13 protein-coding genes are annotated in these 13,782 nt (G+C 64.9%); 6 read left to right on the top strand and 7 right to left on the bottom strand.

All coding sequences use genetic code 11. The features are described from left to right. Positions 1-103: 103 nt before the first annotated feature. A complete protein-coding gene (gene folD / locus AC1DGP_RS24205) occupies positions 104-967 on the bottom strand; it encodes a bifunctional methylenetetrahydrofolate dehydrogenase/methenyltetrahydrofolate cyclohydrolase FolD (protein WP_441505790.1) in 864 nt (287 codons plus the stop codon). 223 nt (positions 968-1,190) lie between these two features. On the opposite strand from folD, the gene AC1DGP_RS24200 reads away from it, so the two are divergent. From AC1DGP_RS24200 to AC1DGP_RS24180, 5 genes are all read left to right on the top strand, one after another. Further along, the gene (locus AC1DGP_RS24200) at positions 1,191-2,519 is read left to right on the top strand and encodes a cytosine deaminase (RefSeq protein ID WP_441505789.1); all 1,329 of its coding nucleotides are present in this window, start codon (positions 1,191-1,193) and stop codon (positions 2,517-2,519) included. Further along, on the top strand, positions 2,516-3,943 hold the full coding sequence (locus AC1DGP_RS24195) for an FAD-binding oxidoreductase (protein ID WP_069878773.1): 1,428 nt from the start codon (positions 2,516-2,518) through the stop codon (positions 3,941-3,943). The genes AC1DGP_RS24200 and AC1DGP_RS24195 overlap by 4 nt, the downstream gene beginning before the upstream one ends. Positions 3,944-3,945: 2 nt before the next feature. Continuing rightward, positions 3,946-4,527 carry an NAD(P)H-dependent oxidoreductase gene (locus tag AC1DGP_RS24190; protein WP_441505788.1) on the top strand — a complete coding sequence of 194 codons (582 nt, stop codon included), beginning with the start codon at positions 3,946-3,948 and terminating at the stop codon, positions 4,525-4,527. Between the two features lie 93 nt (positions 4,528-4,620). Continuing rightward, a complete protein-coding gene (locus AC1DGP_RS24185; protein WP_441480592.1) occupies positions 4,621-5,103 on the top strand; it encodes a MarR family winged helix-turn-helix transcriptional regulator in 483 nt (160 codons plus the stop codon). A gap of 97 nt (positions 5,104-5,200) precedes the next feature. Beyond that, entirely contained in the window at positions 5,201-6,115 is a 915-nt protein-coding gene (locus AC1DGP_RS24180) for a DMT family transporter (RefSeq protein ID WP_441505787.1), read from the top strand. 13 nt (positions 6,116-6,128) lie between these two features. Here the strand turns inward: AC1DGP_RS24180 and AC1DGP_RS24175 are convergent, their stop codons facing one another. Next, complete coding sequence (locus AC1DGP_RS24175; protein ID WP_476832623.1) at positions 6,129-7,046, bottom strand: NAD(P)-dependent oxidoreductase; 918 nt, start codon at positions 7,044-7,046, stop codon at positions 6,129-6,131. Between the two features lie 98 nt (positions 7,047-7,144). Between AC1DGP_RS24175 and AC1DGP_RS24170 the strand changes: the two genes are divergently transcribed. Further along, positions 7,145-8,224: a LacI family DNA-binding transcriptional regulator gene (locus tag AC1DGP_RS24170; protein WP_441505785.1), complete on the top strand. Its 1,080-nt coding sequence runs from the start codon at positions 7,145-7,147 to the stop codon at positions 8,222-8,224. Positions 8,225-8,231: 7 nt separating this feature from the next. Here the strand turns inward: AC1DGP_RS24170 and AC1DGP_RS24165 are convergent, their stop codons facing one another. The 5 genes from AC1DGP_RS24165 to AC1DGP_RS24145 form a co-directional block, all read right to left on the bottom strand. Continuing rightward, positions 8,232-9,131, bottom strand: coding sequence for an NAD(P)-dependent oxidoreductase (locus AC1DGP_RS24165; RefSeq protein ID WP_441505784.1), 900 nt, complete (start codon positions 9,129-9,131; stop codon positions 8,232-8,234). 47 nt (positions 9,132-9,178) lie between these two features. Continuing rightward, entirely contained in the window at positions 9,179-10,084 is a 906-nt protein-coding gene (locus tag AC1DGP_RS24160; protein ID WP_441505783.1) for a carbohydrate ABC transporter permease, read from the bottom strand. Positions 10,085-10,095: 11 nt separating this feature from the next. Continuing rightward, the gene (locus tag AC1DGP_RS24155; protein WP_441492533.1) at positions 10,096-10,995 is read right to left on the bottom strand and encodes a carbohydrate ABC transporter permease; all 900 of its coding nucleotides are present in this window, start codon (positions 10,993-10,995) and stop codon (positions 10,096-10,098) included. A 129-nt stretch (positions 10,996-11,124) separates the two neighbouring features. Continuing rightward, on the bottom strand, positions 11,125-12,444 hold the full coding sequence (locus AC1DGP_RS24150; RefSeq protein ID WP_441492451.1) for an ABC transporter substrate-binding protein: 1,320 nt from the start codon (positions 12,442-12,444) through the stop codon (positions 11,125-11,127). 179 nt (positions 12,445-12,623) lie between these two features. Then, a complete protein-coding gene (locus tag AC1DGP_RS24145) occupies positions 12,624-13,676 on the bottom strand; it encodes an ABC transporter ATP-binding protein (RefSeq protein ID WP_069878780.1) in 1,053 nt (350 codons plus the stop codon). Positions 13,677-13,782: the final 106 nt, after the last annotated feature.

Below are 13,782 nucleotides of genomic sequence, written 5' to 3'. Positions count from 1 at the left end.
GGCCCGGGAATCTCAGCCCCTATGACAAACGCCCGGCGCTTCGCCGGGCGTTTCACGTTTCGGGTGATGCGAAGGCAGAACCGGCGTCCGCGTGACCTCGGCTTTATCGGCCCCGCCTTGCATGAAAGGCGGTCAGGGTGTTGCGCAGCAGGCAGGCGATGGTCATCGGGCCGACGCCGCCCGGTACAGGCGTGATCGCGCCTGCAACCTTCACGGCCTCGGCAAAGTCGACATCGCCGGCGAGCTTGCCGTCGGGCAGGCGGTTGATGCCGACATCGATTATGGTGGCGCCGGGCTTGATCCAGTCACCCCTTACGAAGTGGGGCCGCCCGACCGCCGCGACCAGGATGTCGGCGCGCCGGCAGATTGCGGGAAGATCGCGGGTACGGGAATGGGCGATGGTGACGGTGCAGTCGGCCTGGACCAGCAACTGCGCCATCGGCCGGCCGACGATGCCCGAGCGGCCGATCACCACGGCTTCCAGTCCGGCGAGCGTTGGCAGGGTCTGCTTCAGCAGGATCATCGAGCCGAGCGGCGTGCAGGGGATCAGGCTGGCCTGGCCGTTGGCGAGGCGGCCGACATTGATCGGATGGAAGCAGTCGACGTCCTTGGCGGGGTCTATCGCCTCGATCACACGGTCGGGATTGATGTGCTTCGGCAAGGGCAATTGCACCAGAATGCCGTCGACTCTGTCGTCGGCATTCAGCGCGGCGACCTTGGCCAGCAACTCCGCTTCGCTGGTCTCGGCCGGCAGGCGGTGAACCGCAGAGTTCATGCCGATCTCGCCGGCAAGCTTTTCCTTGGAGTTCACATAGACACGGCTCGCCGGGTCGTCGCCGACGAGCACGACATGCAGGCCGGGGACCAGGCCCCGTTCAGCCTTGATCGCGGTGATCTCCTGGCCGATCTCGGCACGCAGTGCCGCAGCTGCCGCCTTGCCGTCGATGATGCGCGCCTGATCCGCCATGACCCACCGCCTGTGTTTCGCTGAGTGCTCCTCATGCGCGATCATCGTGCGGGCGGCAAGTATCGACGCACCATTATCGATGCGCCGTCGCCTTGGCCATTTGCGCCAAAGGCGCTGTTCTTGCCTGCGGCGACGGCAGCGTGATCGCCGCCTTGCCGCCACTCATGCTGGCCTGTATCGAGCGAGGGCAAGGCAGCGATTGACGGGATGGAGTGCTGACGACGTGACGACAGGATTTGCCGCCATTCCCGCCTCGACCAGCTATCGCCTGACCAATGCCCGCTCCCCGCTCTGCCTGATCGAGGGCGCGGACCTTGCTGCCGATCGTGATGGACTGGCGCTGGTCGACCTTCGCGTCGAGGATGGGCGCATCGCGTCGATCCTGCCGGCCGGTACGGAAGCGCCGGAGGGCGGTCCCAGGCTCGATCTCGATGGCGGCATCGTGCTGCCGCGGCTGGTCGATGCGCATGTCCATCTCGACAAGGGCCATATCTGGCCGCGCCGCCGCAATCCGGACGGCACCTTCATGGGCGCACTCGAGAATGTCATGGCCGATCGCGAGGCCAATTGGACGTCGGAAGATGTGCGTGCCCGCATGGATTTCGGCCTGCGCTGCGCCTTCGCCCATGGCACGAGCGCGGTCCGCACCCATATCGACTCGCTCGGCAAGCAGATCGGCATCTCCTGGCCGGTGCTGGCCGAGATGCGGGCGGAATGGGCCGGGCGTGTCGCGCTGCAGGCCTCGCCGCTTTTCGGCATCCAGTTTGCGCTCGACGCCGAGCACATGCAGGCGGTGACGCGGGCCGTGAAGGCGCATGGCGACGGCATCTTCGGCTGCGTCACCTATATGATCCCGGAGCTCGCGGAGGCGCTCGACATCGTCTTCCGCACGGCGATCGAGAACGGCTTCGATCTCGACTTCCATGTCGATGAGACCAATGATCCGGCGGCGCGGTCGCTTGAATACATTGCCGAGGCCGCACTCCGGCATCGCTTCACCGGAAAGATCCTCGCCGGCCATTGCTGTTCGCTCGCTGTGCAGGCTCCGCAGGATGAGGCGCGGATCATCGCCAAGGTCGGGCAAGCCGGCATTGCGGTTGTGTCCCTGCCGATGTGCAACATGTATCTGCAGGACCGCGACGGCGGCCGCACGCCACGCTGGCGCGGCGTCACTGCGCTGCACGAACTGAAGGCTGCCGGCGTGGCGGTGATGATCGCTTCCGACAATACGCGCGATCCGTTCTATGCCTATGGCGATCTCGACCTCGTCGAGGTGCTGCGCGAAGGCACCCGCATCCTCCAGCTCGATCATGGCCCGACTGATTTCGCGGCGATGATCGCGCGCGCACCGGCTGCGATCATGGGCGTCGCCGACAAGGGCGTTGTGGCGCCAGGACTGTCCGCCGACCTGATCCTGACCCGCGCCCGCGATTGGACCGAATTCTTCGCGCGCCCCCAGGCTGATCGCACGGTGCTGGTCGCCGGCAAGGCGATCGACCGGACGCTGCCGGATTACCGCGAACTCGACCATCTGATGAGCAAGAGCGCATGAGCCCCCGCTACGACATCGCCGCCCTGAAGAACCGTCTCGGCGGAATCAGGACCGAGGACAATCCGGCGCTGGTGAAGCAGAAGAGCCGCGACTTCTTCTGGTACTCGCCGACCCTCAAGCGTCAGCTCGACCACGTCACGGCCGATATCATCGTCTCGCCGACCAGCGAGGCCGAGGTGCTGGACGTCCTTGCGGCCGCTCATGCACTCGGCATTCCGGTGACGCCGCGCGGCACCGGGACCGGCAATTACGGCCAGGCGATGCCGCTCTCTGGCGGGGTGCTGCTCGATCTCTCGGGGTTCAACAAGGTCAAGTCGATCGGGCCTGGACGCTATGTCGCCGAGCCGGGCGCGGTCATGGCCCGCATCGACGAGCAGACGCGGGCGCATTCCAGGCAGGAGCTGCGCCTGCATCCCTCGACCTATCAGACCGCCTCGATCGGCGGCTTCATCGCCGGTGGTTCGGGCGGCGTCGGCTCGATCAAATGGGGTGGCCTGCGCGACTGGGGCAACATCATCCGGCTCAAGGTCGCGACGATGGAGGCCTCGCCCCGGATCCTCGAATTCACCGGCGACGACCTGCACAAGGTTGCCCATGCCTATGGCACCAACGGCATCATCACCGAGGTCGAGATGCCGCTCGGGCCCGCCTATGACTGGGTCGACGTCATCCTCGGCTTCGACACGCTGCGCGCGGCGACCGAGTTCGCCAATGCGCTTGGTGAGCAGGACGGGCTGGCTCTGAAGAACCTCGCGGTCGTCGCGGCCCCGGCGCCGCATGACTATTTTCTGCGGCACAAGAAATTCCTGCCGCGCGACAGCCATGTCGTGATCGTCATGGCGGCGGATTTCGCAGTCGATGCACTGCTCGCCTATGCCCGGCATTTCCGCGGCGCCGAACTGCTGATGCGCTCCGACAAACTCTCGCCGGAAGAGGCCAAGGGCCTGCCGCCCGGCTATGAGCTGGGCTGGAACCACACGACGCTGCGGGCGCTGCGGGTTGACCCGTCCATCACCTATCTCCAGGTGCTCTACCCCTTCCCGAACCAGGTCGAGCTGATCCAGCGCATTCATGAGCGCTTTGGCGACGAGGTGCGCTGCCATCTCGAATTCGTCCGCTTCGACGGCAAGGTCACCTGCTTCGGCCTGCCGCTGGTGCGCTTCACCAGCGAGGAGCGGCTCGAGGAGATCATGGCGATTCATGAGGAGATGGGAGCGCCGATCTTCAACCCGCATCGCTACACCTTGGAAGAAGGCGGCATGAAGCAGACCGACGAGCTGCAGCTCGCTTTCAAGCGCGAGGCCGATCCGCAAGGCCTGCTCAATCCCGGCAAGATGATCGCCTGGGAGGATCCGTCCTACGATTACAAGTCTGGCAAGACCTTCCTGTTCCGCAGCCTGGCCGATGCCGGCGTGGGTGGATGATCATGCGCGTGCTCGTCCTCTACGCTCATCCCGATCCGGACAGTTTTGGGGCGGCGTTGCATCGGGCCGTGGTGAAGGGGCTCGAAGAGGCCGGCCATGAGGTCGACGATTGCGATCTCAATGCCGAGGGCTTCGATCCGGTGCTGAGCCGGGAGGGCCGGGTCGGCTATCACGATGTTGCCAGCAACACGCTTCCGGTTGCCGGCTATGTCGAGCGGCTACGAGCAGCCGAGGCGCTGGTCCTGTGCTTTCCTGTCTGGAATTTCGGCTATCCCGCGATCCTCAAGGGCTATTTCGATCGCGTCTTCCTGCCCGGTGTTTCGTTCAAGCTGAACGATGGCAAGGTCAGGCCCAATCTCTGGAATATTCGCCGTCTCGTGGCCGTCACAACCTATGGCGGCTCGCGCTGGCGCGCCTTTCTGATGGGCGATCCGCCGCGCAAGGTGGTGTGTCGGGCCCTGCGCGCCGTTTGTCATCCGAGTGCACGCCCGCTTTACCTGGCTCACTACGACATGAATCGCGCAACAGCGGGCAGCCGCGACGCCTTCCTTGCGCGCGTCTCGAAAAAGATGCGTACTCTGTGATTGTGCGCTGCACTTGCGTCATCACACTGTCATGATCGCAAGCGATCTCAGAGCCGGCGAATAGATTTCCGAGCAGTTTCCAAGGACCGGCTCATGACCAAGTCCCTCGAGAAAAGCGTCGGTCGAGCTCTCCTTGTGGCTGCGCGCCTGCATCGGGCGCGCATGGGCGAGAGGCTCAACGGCCTCGGGCTCTTTCCCGGGCAGGAGCAGGCGCTGAAGGCCCTCCAGCCAGCCCCTATGACGATGGGCGAACTGGCGACCCTGCTTCGGGTCAAACCGCCGACCGTGTCCAAGACCATTGGCCGGCTCTCCTTGCAGGGGCTGGTGACGCGCGAGGGCGGTAGCCGCGATGGCCGGCTGGTTCAGGTCGCGTTGACCGAGCACGGTCAGAAGACCGCGGCTGCGCTCGATGCGGTCTGGAATCAGGTCGAGGACGAACTGCTGGAAAAGCTCGACGCCAAGGAGCGCAAGCAGCTCCGCAAGCTGCTGCGCAAGGCCTCGAAGGGCCTGTCCAAGGCCGGGGCCGAAATCGACGAGCCTGACGCCGATGGGGACGAGGCCGAGGCTGAGGCCTGATCAGCGCATGGAACGCATGCCCTCTGGCGCTGGCGTCGTTCCCTAAATCGGTTAAATCTCTCTCCGTCATTCTTCTCACGCATGACGGGACGGTCCTTTGCCCGCCTATTCCCATCGACCGGAAACGGGCCGCTCCCGCCTGATCGCCATCGGGCTGATGTGCGGTGCCGTGCTGTGCTTCTCGCTGCTCGATACCAGCGCGAAATGGCTGGCCGGTCATATGGACCCGCTTCAGGTGGTGTTCGCGCGCTATGCCGGCAGCATGATCCTGGTCTCGCTGCTGCTGAACCCCTGGAGCCATCCCGGTATCCTGCGCACCAAGAAGCCCTGGCTGCAGGCGGTGCGTTCGCTGCTGCTGCTCGGTTCAACGGCCCTGAACTTCTTCGCGCTGAAATATCTGCAGCTCGCCGAGACCGTGTCGATCATGTTCGCGACGCCGCTTCTGGTGGCGCTGGTTTCCGGGCCGCTGCTCGGAGAATGGCCCGGGCCACGCCGGCTCGTCGCGATCGGTGTCGGGTTCATCGGCGTGCTCGTGATCACACGGCCCGGCCTTGGCGGCATGCATCCGGCGGCGCTGCTCTGCATGATCGGCGTCGTCTGCTACGCCTTCTATTCGATCTCGACCCGGCTTCTGGCGGCCTTCGACCCGCCGGAGACGACAATGGTCTATTCCGGCGTCGCGGGAACGGTCGCGCTGCTGCCGCTTATTCCCCTGTTCTGGACCTGGCCGGATGGACCGTTGCCCTGGGCGTTGATGCTGGTGACCGGCGCCATGGGCGGCTTCGGGCATTGGCTGCTGATCCTGGCGCACCGGCTGGCGCCCGCGACGGTGCTGGCGCCGTTCATCTATTCGCAGATCGTCTGGATGGTCACGTTGGGCTATCTCGTCTTCGGGCAGCTACCCGACCGCTGGACCTTCATCGGCGCAGCCATCGTGATCTCGTCGGGCCTCTATCTGCTCTATCGCGAGCGGGTCCGGGCCGTGCCCGAGGGCTCGGCCCGGCTCGATTGAGCACTGGCAGGGCTCAGCCCTTCGGGGCCAGCGAAAGGCCGCTCTGCTGGGCGATCCAGTCGGAGAGCATCGGCACGTAATCATCGCCCCGGCCATTGGCAACGGCGGAGGCATAGGCGTTCTTGACGGCGTTGCCGATCGGGTTCGGGACGCCTGCCGCATTGGCGACGCCTTCGAGATAGCGCACATCCTTCAGCGCGTTGACCAGCGTGAACTTGTGCGCGTCACGGTCGCGCTCCAGTACGTATTTCATGAAGGTCTGATAGAAGCCGCAATCCATCCGGCTGCCGGAGAGCACGCTGTTGAAGGTCTGCGGCGTGATGCCGATCTTCTGGGCCAGAGCGAGCGCCTCGGAATAGATCGCGCCATAGCCCATCGACAGGAAGTTGTTGAGCAGCTTCATCTTGTGACCGTCGCCGACGGGGCCGAGATGGACGACCTTCTGCGCCCAGGCCTCGCAGGCCGGCTTGATGCGCGCGAAGACCGCATCGCTGGCGCCGATCATGGTCGAGAGCTGGCCCTGAGCGGCCTGTGCCGGCGTGCCGCCGAGCGGTGCGTCGCAGAGATGCAGGCCGTTCGCCTCGAGTTCGGCGGCAAGGCGGATGGTCGAACCGGGATCTGAGGTCGAGCAATCGACCACGATCGTGCCGGGCCCGGCGCCGGCGACGATGCCGTCCGGGCCGTTCAGCACGGCCTCGACCTGGGGCGAGCCGGTCACGCACAGGAAGATGATCGTCGCCTGCGAGGCCAGTTCCTTCGGTGTCCTGGCTTCGGTTGCACCAGCCGCCACCAGTTCCTCGACCGGCTTGCGGTTGCGGTGGCCCATCACCGTCAGCTGGAAGCCCTTGTCGAGGAGATTGCGGGCCATGCCTTGCCCCATCAGGCCGACGCCGATGAAGCCGATCGACTCTTTCGCGGTGCTCATCTTCAATTTCTCCGACTTATATGAGAAGGACTCGATCAGACGGCCTTTCGCAGGCCGGTTGAAACTCGCGGGACTCTTTCGCTTCCGTCTGAAGAGGGCGTGTCATGACCAGCAACGGCCACACCCCCGAGGCCGGGCCAGCCGGGAAGGCGGGACTGGCTGCGCCGGGCCGTGGGCGGGTGACATTGCAGATCATCGCCGACCATCTCTCGGTGTCGACGGCGACGGTGTCGCTGGCCCTGCGCGGCTCGCCTCTCGTCGCGGACGCGACACGGCTGCGGGTTCAGCAGATCGCGCGCGACATGGGCTACAGCTACAACCGCAGCGCCGCGTCGCTGAGGACCGACCGCACCAATATCCTTGGCGTCGGCTTCCACGACATCACGAATCCCTATTTCGCCGAACTCCTGGCCGCGATCGAGGAAACGGCGACGGCGCATGGCCGCTCGATCCTGCTCGGTACCTATGCGGAGAACCTGGAGCGGCAGGACCGGGTCCTGAACACCCTGAAGGAGTATCGACCCGACGGCATGGTGATCTGTGCCGCAGGCGGCAGCACGGCTGAAACCTTCGGCCATCTGATTGAGGCCGGTGTCCCGCTGGTCCAGCTCTCCCGGGAGATTCCGGGTCTCGACCTCGATTTCGTGGGGTCGGATGATCATCACGGCACCGTGCTGGCGCTGGAGCATCTGATCGGTCTTGGCCACCGGCGCATCGCCTTCCTCGGCGAAAACAACCTGATCTCGACGGGCCGCAACCGGTATCGGGGCTATTGCGAGACGCTCGCCCGGCACGGGATTCCGCTTGATCCTGCGTTGGTCTATGCGTCGATCGGCACCCGCGAGAACGGCCTCAAGGGCATTCAGAAGGTGCTCGATGCGCAGAATCCGCCAACCGCGGCCGTCTGCTTCAATGACCTCATCGCCTTCGGCGCGATGCTCGGCCTGCGTCATCGTGGGCTGGAGGCCGGGGTCGAGTTTTCGCTCGTGGGCTGCGACGACGTCCAGGAAGCGGCGCAGTGGTATCCGGCGCTGACCACGCTGAAGAACTTCCAGGACGAGATGGGCCGCAAATCGGCGGAACTGCTGATCCGGCGCATCGAGAATCCGACTGCGCCGACGCAGCGGATCGTGCTGACGCCGGAGCTCGTCGTGCGGGGCACGACGACACCGCCCAAACGCTAGATCCCGCTCATGGATCATTCGCGGGTTTGGCGTTGAGCGCGCGATAGGCGCGCACGACCTGCGAATCGTCGCGCGCGCCATGGCCGAGGCCCGAGCTCGCCAGGAACATCTGATGTGCAGCGGCGGCGAGCGGCAGTGCTGTCCTGGCGGCGCGGCCGGCATCGAGCACGATCCCGAGATCCTTGACGAAAATGTCGACCGCACTGGCGACGGGGGCATCTTCCAGCAGCATGCGCGGACCGCGATCCCGCAGCATCCAGGACGAGGCAGCCGAGCCACCCATGATCTCGAAGAGAATCTTGCCGTCGATCCCCGCCTTCTCGGCGAGCGAGAGCGCTTCGGCCGCCACCGCGATATGGACGCCGCAGAGCAGTTGGTTGACCGTCTTCACGGTCGCACCCTGCCCGGGCTTCTGGCCGACATGGAAGACCTTGTCGCCCATCGCATCGAGCACGGGCTTTGCCAGTGCGAAACTCTCCTGCGGCGCACCGACCATGATGGTCAGCGTCGCGCCGCGCGCGCCGCTGATGCCGCCGGAGACCGGGGCATCGACGAAGTGACGGCCGGTTTTCGTGACCTCCGTCGCGATCGCCTCGACCTCGCCGGGAGGGCAGGTCGCCATCAGCAGCACGCTCGCGCCGGGCGCGAGTGCCGCCAGGGCGCCGGCCTCGAACAGGACCGAGCGCGCCTGCGCGGCATTGACGACCATCAGGACGAGCGCATCGGCATCTCTTGCGGCCGCCGCGGCGCTCTCGGCAGCGTGGCCTCCGGCTGAAACTAGCGCCTCGCGGGCGCTCTTGCGCATATCGAAGCCAGTGACCCGGAACTGACGCTTCACGAGGTTCTCGGCCATCGGCGCCCCCATGGCGCCGAGCCCGACGAAGGCGATGGATTTGATCTCGTTCACGAACGCAGTCCCTCAAACGCAAACGGGGCCCGGCGGGCCCCGCTGGATTATTCCTTCACGGCTCCGGTCATCGACGAGACGTAATGCTCGACGAAGAAGGAGTAGAGAATGACGACCGGGAGCGAGCCGAGCAGCGCGCCGGCCATCAGCGCCCCCCATTCATAGACGTCCCCGCGCACCAGCTCGGTGAGAACGCCGACAGCGACGGTCTTGTTCTCCGAGGACTGGATGAAGGTGAGCGCGTAGATGAACTCGTTCCAGGAGAGGGTAAAGGCGAAGATGCCGGCCGAGATCAGCCCCGGCACCGCCAGTGGCAGGATGATCTTGACCAGGATCTGCCAGCGGCTGGCGCCGTCGACGAGCGCGCATTCCTCCAGCTCGTAGGGGATCGAGCGGAAATAGCCCATCAGCAGCCAGGTGCAGAACGGCACCAGGAAGGTCGGATAGGTGAAGATCAGCGCGAGCTTGGTGTCGTAGATGCCGAAGCCGAAGATCAGCACGGCGAGCGGGATGAACAGGATCGAGGGAGGTACGAGATAGGCGAGGAAGATCGCCAGCCCGGTGACCCGCGAGCCGCTGAAGCGCAGACGCTCGATCGCATAGGCGGCGAACACGGCGGCGGTGAGCGACAGGATCGTCGATCCGATCGAGACCAAGATCGTGTTGAGCAGCCAGTGCGGATATGTAGTTTCGAACAGCAGATATTTGATGTGGCGCAGCGTAGGCTCGCCCGGCCAGAGCGGGTTGTGGCTCTTGAAATCCGTCAGCTCGTGATTGGGCTTCAGCGCCGTCACGCCCATCCAGTAGAATGGAAACAGCAGCACGAAGATGAAGACGATGAGCGGCAACCAAGTGGTCACCAGCCGACGCGGCAGGTTGGCCATGTAGCTGGTGCCGACGCTTTCGTCGGTGAGCTGAACGCGCGGGGCGGTCGGTTGACTGATGTCGGTCATGGCTGGCGTCCTCAGTCCGCGCCGCCCTGCTGCCATTTCCGCCGCTGCAGGCCGAAATAGCTGAACAGGATCGCTCCGAGCAGGAAGGGGATCATCGCGACTGCGATCGCTGCGCCTTCGCCAAGCTGGCCGCCGGGGATGGCGCGCTGGAAGGAGAGGGTCGCCATCAGGTGAGTGGCGTTGAGCGGGCCGCCGCGGGTCAGCACGTAGATGAGCTGGAAATCGGTGAAGGTGAACAGCACAGAGAAGGTCATCACGACCGCGATGATCGGCGAGAGCAGAGGCAAGGTGATGAAGCGGAAGCGCTGCCAGTTGGTTGCACCGTCGAGCATCGCGGCCTCGTAGAGCGAGGGCGAAATGGTCTGCAGGCCGGCCAGCAGCGAGATCGCGACGAAGGGAATGCCGCGCCAGACATTGGCTGCGATCACCGAGGCGCGCGCATTCGTGGTGTCGCCGAGGAAGTTGATATTGGTCGAGATCAGGCCGAGCTCCTTCAGAGCCCAGGAGATCACCGAGAACTGGGTGTCGAAGATCCACCAGAAGGCGATCGCCGAGAGTACGGTCGGCACCACCCAGGGCAGCAGTACAATGGCGCGGATGAAGGCCTTGAAGGGTAGGTGCTCGTTCAGGAGCAGCGCCAGCCAGAGCCCGAGCGCGAATTTCAGGGCCGAGGCGACGACCGTGTAGAGGATGGTGTTGAAGACCGCGAGCCGGAACACCGAGTCGGTCAGCAGCGACTCGTAATTCTCGAGCCCGATGAAGACGCCCGCCCGGCCGATGCGGGTATCGGTGAAGCCGAGCCAGACGCCGAGGGCCAGCGGCCAGGCGAGGAAGACGATCAGGAAGATCGCCGCGGGCACCATGAACAGGATGCCGAGTCCGTTGCGGCTCTGGCCCAGCCGCGCCAGCATAGAAGGTCTCGCACGCTCCGCCGGCCGCGCGATTGCGGTGTCAGCCATGGTGATCTCTCCCGGATGCAGGGCCGGCGGCTCTTCGCCGCCGGCGGGCGCGGCCGTGGCCGCGCCGTTTCGTTGCAGCGATCAGACGCGATAGTAGCGGTTGATCCGTGCCTCTGCGCGCTTGGCCGCTTCCTCAGGCGTCCGCTGGCCGGTGGCGCCTTCCGCGAACATGTCGACAAGAACGTAGTCGGCCATCACCGCAGCCGAAGCGTAGCCGAGCGGGCCGGAATAGCCGTTCGGGCGCAGTGTCTCAGAGGCCTTCTGATACGGGGTGTGAACCGGATCCGAGGTCCAGACCGGATTATTGGCGTAGGCCTTCAGCGGCTGGCAGCAATAGGCGCTGGCCTGGGTGATCCAGGTCGGCATCTGTTCCTGCTCGTACATGAACTGGAGATAGGCCTGTGCCGCCTGCGGGAACTTGGTGTGCTTGAAGATCACGCAGGTGGTGGTCTGGTGCAATTCGACCGACTGGCCCACCGGGCCGATCGGCATGTTCGCCGACCTCATGTCCTTGGCCATGTCGGCGAGCTTGGGGTCGTTCTTCGCGGAGTAATAGAGCGAGACGCCGTTGGCGGTGACCGAAACCTCACCGGCCAGGAAGGCGCGGTTGTTGTTGATGTCGAGCCAGCTTTCCGTGCCCGGGATGAAGGTCTTGTAGAGCTCGGCGGCGTATTTGATGGCCGCGATCGTCTCGGGGCTGTTGATCGCGACCTTGCCGGCATCATCGACGGTTCGGCCACCATGGCTCCAGAGCAGCCAGTGGCAGAAGTTGTTGCCGTCGCCGACACCCTTTCCGAGGGTGAAGCCGGCGGGGTGCCCCTTGGCCTTCAGCGCCTTGCAGAGATCGAGGAAGGCGTCGGTCTTGGTCGGGAAGGTCGAGTGGCCGGCTTCCTTGACCCAGCTGTCGCGATAAAGCACGGCGTTTGCGATGGCAGCCAGCGGCAGGCCGATGAACTTGCCGTCCTTCTTGGCGTAACCTTCAAGGCCGGGATACCAGCCGCCATATTTGCCGCCGAGATAATTGCCGAGCTCGGTGACGTCGAGCAGCTTGTCGGGATACTGGAAGGCATCGTCGAACCAGACGAGCACGATGTCGGGGCCTGCGCCGACATTGGCGGCGACGGCGGCCTTCGGACGAATATCTTCCCAGCCTTCCTTGTCGACCCGGATCTGAACGCCGGTCGCATCCGTGAACTTCTTGGTATTGGCGAGCCAGGCGTCTTCCTCACCCTTGACGAAGGGGGCCCAGCGCAGCACGCGCAGTTGAGCGCCTGGTTCGGGGGTGAATTTTGGAGCGGCCGCCTGGGCGAAGGCGGGGGCGGTCCCCAAGTGCCCCATCAGGCCGGCGCCCGCAGCCACGCCGGCGCTGCCCAGCAGCATATCGCGTCTTGAAATCGTCATTGGTTGTTCCTTCCCGGAAAGAAGGGACCTTTTTTATGTGGCCTGCGACCCGTCCCTGGAAGTCATCGCCGGCTCTTTTGGCTGCGCCAGGCCAGCCGGTGTCCGTGCTGGCCTGTCGTAACGTCATGTCATGCGGGCCAAGGCGCAATCAGGCGCGGGCCTCCGCAGCAGTCAGAAGCTCAGATACGCTTGCCGGTGGCGGCGTCGAACAGATGCGTGACGCTGGTGTCCGGCGTGATGCCAATGGTCTCGCCGGGCTTGGCCGTGATGCGTTCGCGGAAGACGCAGGTCAGTTCCTGCCCGCCGCAGCGCACGACGACCTGCGTCTCGGAGCCGGTCGGTTCGATGACCACGACCTCGGCCTTGAGGCCGTTGGGGTTGAGTTGGAGGTGCTCCGGACGGATGCCGAAAACCGCGGCCTTGCCGTTCGAGTCAGCCGGATGCTGCCCGATGGGCCAGATCACGCCGCCCTCGGTCTCGAACCCGGCCGCGGTGATCTTGCCCTTGAGGAAGTTCATCGACGGCGAGCCGATGAAGCCCGCGACGAAAAGGTTGTTCGGCCGGTCGTAGAGGTCGAGCGGAGCGCCCATCTGCTCGACGATGCCGTCATGCATCACGACGATCTTGTCGGCCATGGTCATGGCCTCGATCTGGTCGTGCGTGACATAGACCGTCGTGGTCTTGAGACGCTGATGCAGTTCCTTGATCTCGGTGCGCATCTGCACGCGCAGCTTGGCGTCGAGATTCGAAAGCGGCTCGTCGAAGAGGAAGACCTGCGGATCGCGCACGATCGCGCGGCCCATGGCGACACGCTGGCGCTGACCGCCCGAAAGCTGGCGCGGATAGCGGTCGAGCAGCTTGTTGAGGCCGAGAATGCCGGCAGCCTTGTTGACGCGCTCGTCGATCTCGGCCTTGGGGGCATTCCGCAGCTTCATCGAGAAGGCCATGTTGTCGGCCACTGTCATGTGCGGATAGAGCGCGTAATTCTGGAACACCATGGCGATGTCGCGCTCTTTCGGCGGCACGTCGTTGACGACGCGCGGGCCGATGCGGATCTCGCCTCCGGAAATATTCTCCAGCCCGGCGATCATGCGCAGAAGGGTCGATTTTCCGCAGCCGGAGGGGCCGACGAGAATAACGAACTCGCCATCGTTGATGTCGATATCGACGCCATGGATGACCTGCGTCGAGCCGTAAGCCTTGCGCACATCAGCGATCTGGACTGAGGCCATCTGAACCCTCTCCCGGACTTAAGTTTCCTCTGGGGTCCGGTATCGTCCCGTGTCCGGGCACTCCGCACCGCCGCTGCTGTCGGCTTCTCGTGACCGACCGACGAAA

The organism is Allobosea sp. 05T433 (assembly GCF_056396065.1).
The sequence above is the reverse complement of the archived record's forward strand: the minus strand, read 5'-3'. Positions and strand labels throughout refer to the sequence as shown.

Coding starts and splice junctions, on each gene's coding strand:
- AC1DGP_RS24190 (WP_441505788.1), top strand. CDS start 3,946: ATGCGCGTGCTCGTCCTCTACGCTCATCCCGATCCGGACAGTTTTGGG.
- folD (WP_441505790.1), bottom strand. CDS start 967: ATGGCGGATCAGGCGCGCATCATCGACGGCAAGGCGGCAGCTGCGGCA.
- AC1DGP_RS24170 (WP_441505785.1), top strand. CDS start 7,145: ATGACCAGCAACGGCCACACCCCCGAGGCCGGGCCAGCCGGGAAGGCG.
- AC1DGP_RS24155 (WP_441492533.1), bottom strand. CDS start 10,995: ATGCTGGCGCGGCTGGGCCAGAGCCGCAACGGACTCGGCATCCTGTTC.
- AC1DGP_RS24185 (WP_441480592.1), top strand. CDS start 4,621: ATGACCAAGTCCCTCGAGAAAAGCGTCGGTCGAGCTCTCCTTGTGGCT.
- AC1DGP_RS24160 (WP_441505783.1), bottom strand. CDS start 10,084: ATGACCGACATCAGTCAACCGACCGCCCCGCGCGTTCAGCTCACCGAC.
- AC1DGP_RS24195 (WP_069878773.1), top strand. CDS start 2,516: ATGAGCCCCCGCTACGACATCGCCGCCCTGAAGAACCGTCTCGGCGGA.
- AC1DGP_RS24145 (WP_069878780.1), bottom strand. CDS start 13,676: ATGGCCTCAGTCCAGATCGCTGATGTGCGCAAGGCTTACGGCTCGACG.
- AC1DGP_RS24150 (WP_441492451.1), bottom strand. CDS start 12,444: ATGACGATTTCAAGACGCGATATGCTGCTGGGCAGCGCCGGCGTGGCT.